Source organism: Streptomyces sp. NBC_01077 (genome assembly GCF_045162855.1).
Taxonomy (GTDB): Bacteria; Actinomycetota; Actinomycetes; order Streptomycetales; family Streptomycetaceae; genus Streptomyces.
The window spans coordinates 9,738,660-9,753,167 of sequence record NZ_CP108669.1; the positions used below are offsets into that span (position 1 = coordinate 9,738,660).

Below are 14,508 nucleotides of genomic sequence, written 5' to 3' on the forward strand. Positions count from 1 at the left end.
ATTCGAATTCTGTACTCGCCACCACAGGAATGGTGGTCGATTGCGCTGGTGTTCTGGAATTTATTCTTACTTGTTTGTTAGAGGTTATGCAGCCAATCGCTATGGTCGACGCATTGAGCAGGCAGAACACCGTGGCCTGGGTAGATGCGAGCCGCCCTGAGTTGAGATAACTCCGACGAGACGTCCTGAAGCGGCGCAAGGATCTTCTCATCGTGCCACCTTGGCATCCCTATTTCAGGAGCAATAGATACTCAAACCCAGGCGGATTGGGACTGTCTTCGCGACCGGACCCGACGACTGAAAGACCATCACTGCGTGGCCTGTGCCGCAGGGGGACTTCTCCCCGCGGGGCGTATCCGTCAGTGGTGCACCCTGCAGGTGGGCACGAATCGAGTGAAACCCACAGGCCTTCGTAGGGCGGTGACTAACGCGCTCGGATCACACGATCGTCCAGGCCGACCGGCGTGTTGCTCTGAGAGCTGGATCAACGGACGCCGGACCCGGACAGGTCTACGAGCCCCGAGCGGCAGGCTCCGCCACCCACAGCAGGCAGAGTCAACCGCGGACGACGACAGCAGGACTGGACCTTCAGGCCCCCTCGGCCGAGGGGGGCACCAGGACTGAGGACCCACAACGCGTCGCGAAACACAGACGGCACTGCCGACGCGCCCCGCAGGCCCGGAAGAGCCGCCACCCGCAAGGCGGCATCGTCGAATGCCCCCTGCACCGCCACCGACAGCGCCCCGGATCGCCACCCATCGCAATAAAACACCCTATCTCCAATCCCGCCGAGGAGCGGTCGGCAGAGCTCATCTCCACTGCCCTGCGTGCAGTTCTGAGCGCTCGCCAAATCCCCCCGGGGACGCGAGGATCACGGCGATACGCGGACAAGATCCATTTGTGGACCACAATGGTCCGTGAGTAGTCGACACTCAAGGACATCCCTGCATGCACTCTGGACTTGTCCAAGCTCTTCTACGCGCGTTTCATGTCTCGTGCCGCAGCGCAGTCTGCGGCCATACACCGGATCGCCGCATGCGCCATGCACAACTGCCCAGCTGCAAAGCTACCGGGCAGCGCTTCCCTAGGAGGACCCCTTCGTGTCCGTCGTCCGCTTCAAAGACCACCGCAAACCCCTCCGACGAGCAGCAATATGGGCCTTCGTCACGTCGACAGCAGCCACATCCCTCGTTCTTGCAACGTTGCCTGCCGCGCAGGCGGCTCCGTCCACAAGTCTCGTGATTGCGGAGGTCTATGGCGGCGGAGGCAACGCGGGGGCGTTGCTAACGCACGACTTCATTGAGTTGGCGAACGCAGGCTCGACCGTGCGTGACCTGACCGGCTACAGCGTCCAGTACCTACCCGGCTCTCCCTCGGCCGGCTCGGCATGGGGCGTCACACCACTCACCGGCTCTCTGGCACCTGGAGGGCGCTACCTGATCAGAGAGGGCGGGGGGAGTAGCGGAGTGACGGCGCTGCCTGCCCCCGATGCGGCGGGCAACATAGCGGTGGGAGCCACTTCGGGCACAGTCGCTCTCGTCTCCGGCTCAGCAGCCCTCACCTGTCTGACTGCTCTCGACTGCGCAGCCGATGCTCGCGTGGTGGACCTGGTCGGCTACGGCAACGCGGTGGTACGCGAGGTAGGGCCGGCCGGAGGCGCCAGCAGCACCTCCAGCGTCTCGCGTCCGGCAACTCTGCTTGACTCGGACAACAACGCGGCGGACTTCAGCGCAGGGCAGCCTTCCCCGGTCAACAGCGCCGGACAGGCACCTGGCGGGGGTGACGAAGAGCCGGGCAGTCTCCGTATCCATGACATCCAGGGGCACACCCGGCTTTCCCCGTTCGTCGGGCAGAATGTCGCTGCCATCCCGGGCATCGTGACAGGTGTACGGACATCCGGATCGAGGGGCTTTTGGATTCAGGACCCGGTGCCTGACAGCGATGCCCGAACGAGCGAAGGCGTATTCGTTCATACAGGAGCGGTCACCCCATCGGTCAAGGCAGGCGACTCGGTTCTGGTCGGCGGTAGGGTCAATGAGTACCGCGGCGCCGGTCCGGCCCAGTCCCTGACCGAGATCACTATCCCGACGGTCACGGTACTCTCGAGCGGCAACCCTCTTCCCGCAACTGTTGTCCTGGACAGTGCCTCCGTTCCCGACAGCTACATCCCCACTGCAGGGGGCGGTAGCGTCGACGGGCTCCCTCTTCAGCCGGACGTGTATGCGATGGACTTCTACGAGTCCATCGAAGGTGCCCGTGCCGAGATCACGGAAGCTCACGTCGTGGGTGCAACGAACACGTACCACGAACTGTGGGTGACATCGAAGCCGGAGGAGAACCGGACACCGCGTGGCGGCACCGTCTACGGCTCGTACGCGCAGCCCAATACCGGCCGCATCAAGGTGGCGTACCTGGGTAGCCAGAGTGCCTTCCCGGTTGCCAATGTCGGAGACGAGCTGGCGGGCGTTACGGCCGGCCCGGTGGACTACTCGAACTTCGGCGGGTACAGCCTGCAGGCCACCACCCTGGGCACACACGTCGACCACCACCTTCAGCGAGAGATCACCCGTAAGCAGCGCCCCACTGAGCTGGCTGTTGCCACCTTCAACGTAGAGAACCTCGACGCACGAGACCCTCAGAGCAAGTTCGACCGCCTCGCCTCAGGAGTAGCCGTCAACCTGGCGGCTCCCGACATCGTTGCTCTTGAAGAGATCCAGGACGACAACGGAGCCACCAACGACGGTACTGTCACCTCCGAGGCGACGCTCACGCGCTTCACCGACGCGATCGTCACGGCCGGCGGACCGCGCTACACCTGGCGCTACATCGCGCCTCAGAACCTGCAGGACGGTGGCGAGCCCGGCGGAAACATCCGCCAGGTCTTTCTCTACAACGCCCAGCGTGTCACCTTCTCCGACCGCCCGGGCGGTAACGCCACCACGGCGACAACGCCCCTCACAGTCAAGGGTGCTGTTCAGCTCTCGCATTCGCCAGGCAGGATCAACCCCACCAGCCAGGCCTGGGCGAACAGCCGAAAGCCGCTCGTGGGCGAGTTCGAGTTCCTTGGCAAGAGCGTCTTCGTCATTGCCAACCACTTCGCCTCCAAGGGCGGCGATCAGCCACTACACGGGCACAACCAGGAGCCCGAACGCTCATCGGAAACCCAACGCCACCTGCAAGCAGCCGAGGTCAACGCGTTCGTCCGGCAGATCCTGACAGCCGACAAGCACGCTCAGGTGATCACACTCGGGGACCTGAACGACTTCGAATTCTCGCAGACCACCAAGATCCTGACCGGTGGCGGCACCCTCAAGCCGCTTATCAACACCCTGCCAGCCAACGAACGCTACAGCTACGTCTTCGATGGCAATGCACAGACCCTCGACCACATCCTGACCAGCCCGGCCATCCGACAGTTCAGCTACGACGTGGTACACATCAACGCGGAGTTCTCCGATCAGGCGAGTGACCACGACCCTCAGATAATTCGCTACAACCCTCCGCGCGCTTACTAATAGCGCAGGCGAGCGGCGGCTGATGGGCGGGGGACGCCAGTACCCCGCCCATCAGGCATCCCAGGCCCGCAGCAATCCGCCGGGCCCTGAACAGCCTCTACTCCGTGCCTTCCCCGCCACCACACTGAGAGACAGACAGTGGGACTTGAGCAATCGGAGTCGAGTCCGGCGCGATGCCATCTTGGATGCCGTCCATTGCACCCGATCGCACCCCCCAGCAACTCGACTACACCGTAAGCCTGTTCGGCAGTGACAAGGCCAGCGCTGGTGCACTGTCCGGCAGCAGGTGGCGCGACTTGAATCCGCTGCCCGCTTCGCAAGATTGCTGCGGACGGTCGGCTCGACTGAGTGTGGAGATGCGGAACCCTGCGCGGGGAGGGTGCATTCCCGCTTCGGCCATGAGTCGACGTTGCGAAGCCTCGGCCATGACCGCGACGGTAGACATATTGAGCTGTGACTTATCCGAGAACCATCACCCGATGATCAATGATTTGCCTAACAATTCTGTTAAATGGGGTGAGAGGTGCGCTATGTTCCGATGGTCTTCGAACCCGTTATGAAGCCCCGATTCCGTCCGAGACCAGGGCCCGCCGACTGCGAGGGAGAGCTGAGCATGACTGACTGCACGACACGAGGGGTGCACGTCTCCCCGCTCGTCAACGATGAAGGCGGCTGGCGATGAACTCAGCAGAGAAGGTGATGATCGAATCCTCGGGAGGTGGATACCTGGCAGCTACTGTCACTCTTCCGCCCGGAGACCCAGAGGCCGTGCTGCTCGTGTGCCCCGCGCTGGGGGTGAGAGCGGACTACTACACACCGTTCTGTGAGCTCATAGCAGAGACAGGTGTGGCAGTGGTGGTTGCCGACATGAGAGGCCAGGGCGACAGTGCCCCGCGAGCCGGCCGGACCACCCGACACGGATACCACCTTCTCGCCTCCCGGGACTGGCCCTCGCTGGTCGCCTGGACGAGCGAGCGCTTTGGGCCCGAAGCACGCCTATTCCTGCTGGGCCACAGCATCGGTGGGCAGATCTCCCTCCACTACAGTGCGCTGGCCAAGAACGAGGTCGATGGACTGGTACTGGTTGCCTCCGGATCGGTGGACTATCGCGGTTTCAGCGGACTAGCACGGCTCAAAGTCCTACTGGGTACTCAGTTCATTGCCGGTGTTGCAACGCTTCTGGGCTATTGGCCGGGACACCTTCTGGGGTTCGCCGGCAGACAGCCCGCACGTTTGATGCGCGACTGGGCGCGCACCGCGCGCACCGGCAGTTTCCGTCCAGAAGGATCGGATATCGACTACGAGCGGCTGCTGGCGAATGGTGGCGGCCTGCCCACTCTCGCGATATCACTGTCTGGCGACTCCCTGGCGCCGCCAGCTGCCGTGGACCGTCTCTGCTCCAAGCTGCCGACTTCACGGGTCGAGCGGTGGCACTACGAACCGAGGGAGGGAGGGAAGGCCGACCACGTCAGGTGGGTACGTGACGGGGCGGAAATCGCCTCGTACGTGCGGTCGTGGATGAATGGGAACGGCGCCCGCACTCAAACGGGAGACTCCGATGGCTGATGTCTCGAAACCGGGGGAGAGGCGTCCGGGCCGATCGCGCTGGAGTACAGAAGGGAAAAGTACATGCCGCATACCGTTGGTCGGCTGGGGCCGATCGTAGGTGCCATCCAGGCGGTGGCAGTCCCGGACTGCAGCCCAAACTGAAATGGTAATCAGATATGCGACTGATGGTCAGTCAAGTCGCCCGCGCCGGCAACGAACTCAGTGCCCGGAATCACCTCCATCCCCAGGCGTCGACGCGATGATCTAGGCCCGATGCGGGTGGTTTGGCGGATCTCCCGATCTTGTGCTTGAAAGCCAGGAGATGGGGAAACAAGGCCGCAGTCCAGCTCGGCGACCCGCTGTCCACCCGACGCTGCGGACCAGCCTTGCCCTCAACCGCCTGACGTCGATCCGTCTCCGAGGATCCTTCCTGATATTCGGCAGAGGCTCACCGGAAGGTCGCGGGGCGGTCTGTCCAGTAGACGGTGTAACCACCCGGCGGACCTTCGCGTTGACGGGAATTGATCGCATAGGTTTGCAGACGATCCGGCGGATCTCTGCATCGAACTGCGGGAACGGTACGAAATCGCCCCAGGCATCTTCCCCGCGATTGGACGATGGCCGGGCGCTTCTGTCCCGCATCCTCACAGAACTTGAGGAAGCTGCTGGTGGCGGCGTCATCGGTCGGTGCGGTGCAGCCAGGCTTGGGGGTCTTGGCGACCTGGCCCCGGCTCTGGAGGCCGGCATAGCGGAACCGATGCCGCAGCAGGCGGACGCGCAGATTTGGACGACGGTGTGGGGCCAGACCTCGCTGACGGCGTCGGGCAGCCCTTCAACCCGCCTCATCCAGCTGCCCCACGGCTGGAAAGCCCCGAAGATACGCGACGCGCTCGCCGGGCAACCGCCGGCTGCCCGCCTCTCTGCGTGGAACCCCTGACCTGGGGCCAGGGCCGCGAGCTCCACCTTCACCAGGAGGCAGAGGAGCTGACCGGATTCCGAATCCCATCCCGCGAGTCCCACTCACCCTGGCAGCGCGGCACGAATGAGAATCCGAAGGGACTTCTGCGGGAGTACCTGCCGAAAGCTACCGACCTCGCCCTCTACGCCTGTTGTCGAGGCGTGAAAGCTGACCCCTGAGCGACTTTCTAACGAGCTGGTGTGTGATAGCGGCGGCTGGTGGTGTGGCCGCTGCGTGGTGGCATGATCGGGATGTGGCGATCATGGTCAACCGGATGGTTCTCGCGCATCGGGTGTTCACGGGGGATCTCCCGGCGCCATCTCGTTTCTCTGCTTGAGGAGTTGGCTGGTCCGTGGCAGGCCGTGGCCGAGGGGCGTCGTCACGAAGTACGCGGTGGTGTCAGGAAGCGTGTGGCAGGTTCCGGCGCCCAGAACCAGCTGGTGTCCGTCGACCGGCTGGTGGCCACGCTGATCCGTCTGCGGCACGATCTGCCGCACGCGGTCCTGGGTCTGCTGTCCGGTGTCGGCCGTTCCACGATCACCCGCGCGACCGGTGAGATACGCGGGCTTCTCGCCGAGCGTGGATGCACGGTCCCCGACCGTCCTGGGCTGCGGCTCCGGGCCCTGGCTGACGTGTTCGCCTATGCCCAGGCCGAGGGTGTCGAGCTGCGTCTGGACGCTACCGAAGTCCGGGGTCCGCCAGCCCGCAGCCGGCTGCGGCGGCAGGCGCGCATCCGTCCCGGGATAGAAGAGGCAGAACACGGTGAAAGCCATAGTTATTGCCGACGCCCGGGGGCGCATGCTCTGGACCGATGCCCTGCGGCCAGGGCGCATGCATGACGCGACCGCCACACGCAGTGAAGGCATCGCCGTCTGCTATCAGCACTTTCCCGACGAGGAAGCACTCCTGGACGACGGCTATTCCGGCCTCAGACGCGACCACCCCGGTCAGGCCATCACACCACCCAGGAAAGCCAACAAGACCAGCCCACCCCTCCACGAAGCCCGCCTGCAAGCCCGCCACCAGCACTCGTCCCGACGTATCAGCGTCTCAGGCCCGGGCATACTCAAAGGCTCCACTCGCGCCCACGAAGGCCAACATCCGCCAGCCTTCGCCTCCCATTAGGCGTACTCGTCCAGGGCGATCCGTCAGTCCCTGCGCGGTCGGGGCATCCGGACGGTGATCCCGGAGCGGTCGGACCAGAAGGCCAATCGGATACTGCGCGGGCAGGCCGCCGGCCTTCGACCGAGAGCTCTACAGGGGCCCGCAACGTAATCGAATGTTGCTTCGGCCGTCTCAAGCAGTTCCGCGCGATCGCCACCCGCTTCGGCAAAATGGCCACTTGGTACAAAGCCGGAGTCCACCTCGCCTCGCTCATCCTCTGGCTCCGCGAACCCACCCGAGATCGTTTGCCAGACAGAACCAGCGGTGGTTGAGGCGGCGGTGGCCGGTGGGCCGGGACATGGTCCGCTCGATCGCCCGGCCGCGGCGTCCGAGCCGTTCTGATGACTCGGCGCCCTTGCAGGCGGTGGGGACACCGGTGCGTTTGCCGCGGAGTCATTTCCGAGTTGGAGTATGTCGCAGGGCGCGTCCCGGTTGGTGACCAAGCGCCATGAGCTTCAGAGCTTGGCTGTCGTGGATACTGGCGGCCGGGACGTTGATGAGGAGGGGCAGTCCGTTCGCGTCCGGCAGGAGGTGCGTCCTGGTACCCGGCTTGCCCAGGTTCACGGGGCTCGGACGGACCTGTGAGTTTGCCCCCTTTCTTTCGCCCGGCCGTGTGCGGAGTCGAGGACCGCACGGGAGAGGCGGGCAGGCCGGCGTGGCCGAGGCGGTGCAGGATCTCCTCGTGGAGTCGGCCCCTCACGCGGGCCCGCGACCAGATCAGGAACCGGCGATGGGCTGTCGACTTCGACATACCGAAGCGTGGCCGCCAGGCGCAGCCGGACACCAACACGTAGATGATCGCGGCGAACAGTGCCTCATCAGGTGTGTCCCGTATTCCGCCACCCTGTGGCCGCATCCGAGAGGGTGGGTGCAACGGCTCGCTGATCTCCCACAGCCCGTCCGGAACAATCCAACTCCACGTACCCCGCCCTATGTCGGTTTCAACGACCGCCTCACTACATGGGGCACGGTCTAAAGCCTGCGTCTGGATATCGGTGGCTGCTGGGGTGATCTTGGTGAGGAATTTGAGGATCCCCTCGGCGGACTTTGTCCAGGTGAAGAGCTTCGGGTCCTGGTTCCTGGTCTCGATCCAAACCCGGATGGAATCTTTGAGTGGCTGCATCGAGGTGTGGACACCACGGCGGATGAGCTTGTAGGTCAGTAGGCCGAATCCACCGCTCGACCTGGCTGATCCAGGACGATCCATGGGGGCGTGAAGCGGATGCGGAAGTGGGGGATGCTTGGCCAGCCACGTTCTGATCTCCATATGTTGTGGGTGGCATAGTCGTCTCAGACCAGGTGCACGTCAAGGTCGCGGGTCCGCTTGATCCGCGTTCACCAGGAACTTCTTGAACTCGATGGCGGTGGAGTTCACGGATGACGGTGCCATCGGCGATGCTGAGGGCCGCGAAGAGGTTGGTGCCCACCGGGCCTCGGATGGTCGTGGATGCGCCGCTCGGGCATGCCCGGCATCCTCGGCAGGGCCGCCTGAGAGCGGTCCAGTGCCTAGATCCGGGACGTCTTGGCCATGCAGAGCCCCAAGCTCCTCACCTCAGCCAATGCCGAGCCGTAGAGACCCCATGGACTTCAGCGACGGAGCCTTGGGGACCGGTCTTCGGTGACGGCGAGAGCCACGCTGAAGGTGTTTCAGAGCGCGCCGAGGTAGGTGCGCCCAGCGAATCTCTGCAGTTCGGTGGAACAACAGTAAAGCGTCTGGTAGAGAATGTGAGTAGCATCTACCTGTCATCACGTCTACCAGGGAGCGGCCATCATGCCCAAGTTCTCCGCCGACGCCATCGGAATCAAGTCGCACTACGCCACGCAGATCGCCGCGGACTTGGAGCGCAACACTCGAGAGCAGGAAGAGATCAGCTCGCAACTGACCGCACTCAAGGATCAGTTGCTGGCTCTCCAGAACGACCACACACTGCTCGTACACATGGAGCAGTCCCTCTCGAACTCGCTCTCAGCCGCAGGCAGGGACGGTGAAGCCAACGGAAGCAACGGGCACGTCAAGCCTGCCGAGGGTGGCCGCGCGCCGGCTTCGGCAGTCAACGGCGCAGGAAACCCCGTCAAGGAGACGGGCTCCCCCAAGAAGCGGGCCAAGTACCGTCGCGCGGATGGCAGCCTGCCTCTTCGTGAGCTTGTCAGCATGCATCTGGCCGAGCACGAGGGGCCGCGGTCCGCAGCCGAGGTCGCTGCTGCGGTTTCGGAGGCTCACCCCGAGCGCAATGTCAGCATCGCTGTGGTGCGCAACACTCTCGAGAACCTGGTGGCCAAGAGTGAAGCTTCGCGGACTAAGCAGCAGAAGTCTGTTTTCTACTCAATCATCGACGGGATGTCGGTGACTCAGTCCTGATCGCATCCGACATCTTCGCTGTTGGAAGCGAGTGATTATTCGAACTTCCGCTATCGGGAGACCCAGACTGGCCAGAAGGCCCGAGCATGAGTGCGGGCCGAGAGGAATCCGCTGGCCTGAGTCTTCCGGGAGCGGGGGCTTTCAGCGGGTCCTAGCGAGGAACCCCGGGCCTTCAGGCCCGGGAGGAATCGCTTCTCTGGGCTGCTGTGACCCGCACTGGCGCACGGGTCATCACCGTCGACCTCAGCCGGGGCGCTTCTGATTCTCGATGTACTCCTGCACCACCGCGAGCGGCGCACCGCCGCAGGAGGCCGCGAAGCAGGACGGGGACCAGAAGTGTGCGCCTCATAGGTACTTGCGGATGTGGTGTCCCTGCCACCCCATAGGGGTGTCTGGAGCTCACCCAGCAGCCAGTTGGGCACTACCTCCAAGCCCGGCCCTTCAGGGCCGGGTCAAGTTGATGGCGAAGGTAGGTTCTCCAAACGGGAGTGGCTCCGGCCGGGCCAGGCTGAACCTCTTCGGGGCATGCGGACTATTGTCGAACGGGTTGGAGGGCCTGGGCCGTCGACTGCGGCCAGCGGGGCATCCGCCACCGATTCGATATCCGAGACGCTCAGCCACTCCCACCATGGATGGCTCGTTGGCACAGGTGCCGTTCTGGATTCTCCGGCGACAGCGCGTGCCAGGTGGCCGACGATCTGCTCGGGGCCCCACTCCAGGTCGAGCTTGGCCCTGGACCTCGGAACGAAGCTCCGCATCGAGCCTGAGTTTCGCCTGCCTACGGAGTCCTGCCTAAACGGGAAGCGACCTCGCCTATGCCCAGGCGGCGCTTGCGTAGCGTCGCGATCCTCTTGCGTTCAGCAGGGACAGGCACCGTCAGCCCAAGAGTCACTGACATGGCGCATCGGCGGGTTCCATCTGCACTTTCACGCCCAAGAGTGCCTCGTGGCTGAACCTGGTCGAGCGGTGATTCGCCGAGCTCACTCAGAAGAGGCTCAGGCATGGAGTTCACGGCTCCGAGCGCTCGAGCGTGACATCCGGGCCTCGCTCGCTGACCGGAAAGACCAGCCGCGGCCGTTCGCCTGGAGGAAGGCAGCTGACGAAAATCCTCGACAAGGCCACGGCTCAATGCCGCCGCTCTGACCCAGGTCACTAACAGCCTGGCATGCACACCTCACTGGGATCCCGACCTGCACTTGGGTCGGCCCTTTCCTTCAAGGTCAGCCAGGTGCTGTCTCGGCCAAGAGCCTGGGCTCGGGAGATCCCGGACCGCGGCCTTGGGCAGGTTCGTTGCCGAGTCCGGGGACAAGCCTGCGCTCTGTCTACGCCCCGCCGGTCGGGCGCTGAATCTGCAGAGACTTCCAGCCGACTGGGTGGTTGGCAGCCCGCATGCGCTCAAGGGACCGAAGCCACCAAGCGGGCGAAGAGCGGAGCAGGGCCGGGCTCTACCTCGTGAGGTGATCGTTCAGATCGGCATACGGGATTAGGTGGCCGCGGGGTGTTGGAAGGTGGAACACCTCTGGCGAGCGTCGTTCGCCGAGATCACCCACGTGTTGGTGTCCGGCTGCTGACGGGCTCCGTCGTCCCGCTTCCAAGTCTTGGCATCGCTGGCTTGCCGCGGTTCCTGATCCGGCGGCGGGCCAGAGCGCAGAGCCGACTGTGCAAGGAGATCCCGCCCGCCTCGACGACGTCGGCCTGCTCGATCTCGACTCGGACCACGTGAGGGCGAAAGCGGGTAGGCAAGCTCGCAGGGCTCCTCGTCGGCGTCTCGGACACGACCGTGATGCCGAGGCAAGAGAAGCGCATGGTCGCATCCTAGACGTACGATTCGTCGGAATTGTCCAAGTAGTGACTACTCAGGCGCCAGGACGGCAGGCCAGATCACTGTGGCAAGGAACGTATCCGCTGTCACTGCAGAACGGACGTCCGCATCGCCATGTCAATGATCGATCTGGCAATACGCCAGGCTCTGCGTTCCGACTGCCGCCACAGGGTGGGGGCAGTACTGGTGGCAGGACGGCGTGTTATGGCAGCCTCACCAAACCTTCGCCGCAATGACCCGATGATCGATTTCCGGCATGCCACATTCCATGCGGAAGAGGCTGTCCTCAGGCGAGTGCGCCACGCCGCCGGGGCGATCATCTACGTTGCTCGGGTTGCTTCCGACGGGGCCTCTCTCCTTGCCCGCCCGTGCCCACGCTGCCAGGACGGGCTGGCCGAGGCTGGTGTCGTCCGCGCGTACTACACGGCCTCGCCCACCGCAGTGGACTACATGGGTATTTGCTCGACCGGAGGCCCGTCACGCCGAGCCGCGAGACGGGACCGCACTGCCTGAGCCTTTGGTGGAACTTACAGACGCCGGCACCGGCATTCCGGTCGTGCTGGCAGCCAACAGGCTCTCAGGCATCGAGGAAGGGCTAAGTAAGCACTGACTGCTCATGAGCCGTCGCATGCGAGGGCTCATGTTGGGAAAAGCTTGGGCAAGTGGCGGAAAGGCAGACGCGGCGGACTTAAAATCCGCAGTCCTCGAGACGTGTGGGTTCGAATCCCATCTTGCTCACTGTGCATGGCGCCCCGCAGCGCCACTACGACGCTGCGGGGCATCGAACATCTCGATTCACCGGTCATTTCGCATGCGGCTCGGGAACGGATCGCGTAGAGCGGATTCAAGCGGATCTCGCTCGTACCCGGCATCTGCAGCAGCTCGGAGTGCTGGCGTCAGTCCATTTCGTCTTGCGCCAGAACTCTCGCCATATTCCGTTCGGCGAGAGCAGTGATCGTGACAAACGGGTTCACTCCGAGGGAACCTGGGATGAGTGACCCGTCGGTCACGTACAGCCGCGGCGACCCTTTGACGCGGCCATAATTGTCGGTCGCACGGCCGAGGACACAACCACCCAGAGGGTGATAGGTAAAATCATCGGCGAAAGTCTTATTCTCGCCAAACAGATCGTACCGGTAAATAGTTGCGTTCGCTCGGTTGATGCGGTCGAAAAGCGACTTTGCAGCGGTTACGGACGGTTGATTCTGGGACCGACGCCATTGCAGTCTTGCGGTGTCGGATGCAGAATCGTAAGCGATAGTGCCTCGTTCAGGGTTCTTTGTGATAGCAAGGTAAAGGCTGATCCAGTGCTCGAACCCCATCGGTAGAGGCGCAATCTCTGCGAATACCGGGTGTGTGGGATTTGACCAGTCGTCAATGCCCATGACAGGCATCGTCGCTTGGTTCTTTCCTACCGTGTCCCAGAGATGGTTAGCACGGGCAGTCATGACGTTGCCGTTGCCTCCCCACCCTCGGCCAACCTCCAGGCTCAGGTCAGGCAGAGTGCCCCTGTCGCGTGCACGCAGAAGAATCTCGGTAGTCCCGAGGCTTCCCGCGCCGAGAAACAACTGACGACAGCCGACTTCGGTAGTGGCCACGACCCGTCCATGGTCGTCAGTCCGGTCGACAGTCAGTACATAGGTACCGTCTGGCTCTCTCCGCACACCTCTGACTCGACTCATGGTCCGGATCGTGACATTTCCAGTGCCCAGAGCCGCAGCCAGGTACGTCTTATCGAGGCTGCGCTTACCATGATTGTTGCCATAGATGACCTCGCCGGCGAGGGCAGATTTGACCGCAAGGCCCGCCGCCTCGCGCTGCATGTAAGCAAAGTCGTAGACGCTGGGGACAAAGACAGTATTTAGCCCTGCTCTCTCTGCATGCTTGCGGGAGACGCGTGAGAAGCGATACCAATTCGTGGAGTTGAACCATGACGGATCCACGGTATTGACGCCCAGCATTTGGCGCGCTTTGGGGAACCAGGTCTCATACATCTGTGCAGCATTGACCTGAGGCAGCACTTCGGAGAAATATGAGCGCTTCGGGGTCACCGCCATGCCGCCGTTGACAAGTGATCCCCCTCCCACACCACGGCCCATGAACACAGACATGTCGGAGTAGCGGACACGATCGAGGACTCCTGGATAGGGGTTGATGTCCTTGTTGACGACATCCAGCCACAGGAAAGTGGCGAGGGGCGCCTCGGTGCGAGTACGGAACCACATGGAACGACGATCGGGTGTTCGGGTGGCGCAGAAGACCTTCCCGTCCGGGCCTGCCGTGTTCCAGAGACGGCCCATCTCGAGGACCAGTGTCTCGACGCCTGCCTCGCCGAGGCGAAGCGCGGCAACTGCTGCACCGTAGCCAGAGCCGACGACGACAGCGGGAGCGTACTGGGTCGCCTCAGGCTCCACCGCAGCTGCCGCGGTAAGGCCGATACGAGTGAACCCGAATGCCGAGGCCGCCTGGAGAGCGCCAACACCTAGCATGTGACGTCTCGTCAGATAGTTTGTCATGTGCGGAGCATGGGTGCCAGATGGGCGCTCCGGCAACCTCTGGGACTTGAGCGGATACCCGATGAGCGTTCCGCGTCGAACTCTCGCTCCCCGAACACATCGAGACCGTTGCCCGCAGGAGAAGCGTGTCACGCAGCAGGTCTGAGCCAATCGCGGTGAGTTGGCGCCGGCCAACTACCGCCCCTTCGGGCTCACAGCCCCCGTCTGCCGCTGCAAGCACTTCCGTGGATCATCGAGCTGAAAATGCTCTTGCCGATCATCACAATAAATTCGGCTCAGTGAGCTTCTTCAGCGGTCACTCCAGAGGATGAGTGGCTGGCTGAGGTTGACTGCCCTCTGAGCTGCGGCAGCGCAAAGCTCTCGTGGGCCCAATCGTCACCCGATCGGTGGCCACTCTGAAGAAGCTCAGTGATTTAGTGGTTATGCTGACGAACGGCGACGTCAGGGGCCGGACGATCTTGTGGAGCTGACGGCTGCCGCCTCACGGGGCATCGCCTGCGCGAGCCGCCGGATCTCCACCACGGTGCGGACTGCGATGCCAGGCATTTCTGCAGTATTGCAAGCCCGGCGCATCTCAGGTGCTTCGGATCACCACTTACCGTCCGGCCTCCATCCATCGCGCAATT

5 protein-coding genes, 1 tRNA gene and 5 pseudogenes are annotated in these 14,508 nt (G+C 63.5%); 7 read left to right on the forward strand and 4 right to left on the reverse strand.

Annotated features, from left to right (window positions below; all coding sequences use genetic code 11):
• Positions 1-1,151: 1,151 nt before the first annotated feature.
• The 4 genes and pseudogenes from OG462_RS43700 to OG462_RS43715 all read left to right on the forward strand — a co-directional run.
• The gene (locus OG462_RS43700; protein WP_406066296.1) at positions 1,152-3,515 is read left to right on the forward strand and encodes a lamin tail domain-containing protein; all 2,364 of its coding nucleotides are present in this window, start codon (positions 1,152-1,154) and stop codon (positions 3,513-3,515) included.
• Between the two features lie 678 nt (positions 3,516-4,193).
• Entirely contained in the window at positions 4,194-5,081 is an 888-nt protein-coding gene (locus OG462_RS43705; RefSeq protein ID WP_406053723.1) for an alpha/beta fold hydrolase, read from the forward strand.
• Positions 5,082-6,283: 1,202 nt separating this feature from the next.
• Positions 6,284-7,071, forward strand: a pseudogene (locus OG462_RS43710) (transposase family protein); the annotation flags it as partial.
• Between the two features lie 75 nt (positions 7,072-7,146).
• Positions 7,147-7,457 (forward strand): annotated as a pseudogene (locus tag OG462_RS43715) (transposase); the annotation flags it as partial.
• On the opposite strand, the pseudogene OG462_RS43720 reads toward OG462_RS43715, so the two are convergent.
• Positions 7,444-7,587 (reverse strand): annotated as a pseudogene (locus OG462_RS43720) (IS5/IS1182 family transposase); the annotation flags it as partial. The pseudogenes OG462_RS43715 and OG462_RS43720 sit on opposite strands and share 14 nt — an antisense overlap.
• Before the next feature lie 30 nt (positions 7,588-7,617).
• A pseudogene (locus OG462_RS43725) lies at positions 7,618-8,119 on the reverse strand (transposase); the annotation flags it as partial.
• A gap of 837 nt (positions 8,120-8,956) precedes the next feature.
• Between OG462_RS43725 and OG462_RS43730 the strand changes: the two are divergent.
• Positions 8,957-9,544 carry a hypothetical protein gene (locus tag OG462_RS43730; RefSeq protein WP_406053721.1) on the forward strand — a complete coding sequence of 196 codons (588 nt, stop codon included), beginning with the start codon at positions 8,957-8,959 and terminating at the stop codon, positions 9,542-9,544.
• A 243-nt stretch (positions 9,545-9,787) separates the two neighbouring features.
• Here the strand turns inward: OG462_RS43730 and OG462_RS43735 are convergent.
• A pseudogene (locus tag OG462_RS43735) lies at positions 9,788-9,877 on the reverse strand (IS200/IS605 family transposase); the annotation flags it as partial.
• Between the two features lie 1,609 nt (positions 9,878-11,486).
• Here OG462_RS43735 and OG462_RS43740 point away from each other — a divergent pair.
• On the forward strand, positions 11,487-11,879 hold the full coding sequence (locus OG462_RS43740) for a hypothetical protein (RefSeq protein WP_406066246.1): 393 nt from the start codon (positions 11,487-11,489) through the stop codon (positions 11,877-11,879).
• A 143-nt stretch (positions 11,880-12,022) separates the two neighbouring features.
• Positions 12,023-12,104, forward strand: a tRNA-Leu gene (locus OG462_RS43745).
• A gap of 158 nt (positions 12,105-12,262) precedes the next feature.
• Here the strand turns inward: OG462_RS43745 and OG462_RS43750 are convergent.
• Entirely contained in the window at positions 12,263-13,882 is a 1,620-nt protein-coding gene (locus OG462_RS43750; RefSeq protein ID WP_406053717.1) for a GMC oxidoreductase, read from the reverse strand.
• Between the last annotated feature and the right edge of the window lie 626 nt (positions 13,883-14,508).

Excerpts from the sequence above, each read along its gene's own strand:
- OG462_RS43705 (WP_406053723.1), top strand. The coding sequence starts at position 4,194 with ATGAACTCAGCAGAGAAGGTGATGATCGAATCCTCGGGAGGTGGATAC.
- OG462_RS43750 (WP_406053717.1), bottom strand. The coding sequence starts at position 13,882 with ATGACAAACTATCTGACGAGACGTCACATGCTAGGTGTTGGCGCTCTC.
- OG462_RS43730 (WP_406053721.1), top strand. The coding sequence starts at position 8,957 with ATGCCCAAGTTCTCCGCCGACGCCATCGGAATCAAGTCGCACTACGCC.
- OG462_RS43740 (WP_406066246.1), top strand. The coding sequence starts at position 11,487 with ATGATCGATCTGGCAATACGCCAGGCTCTGCGTTCCGACTGCCGCCAC.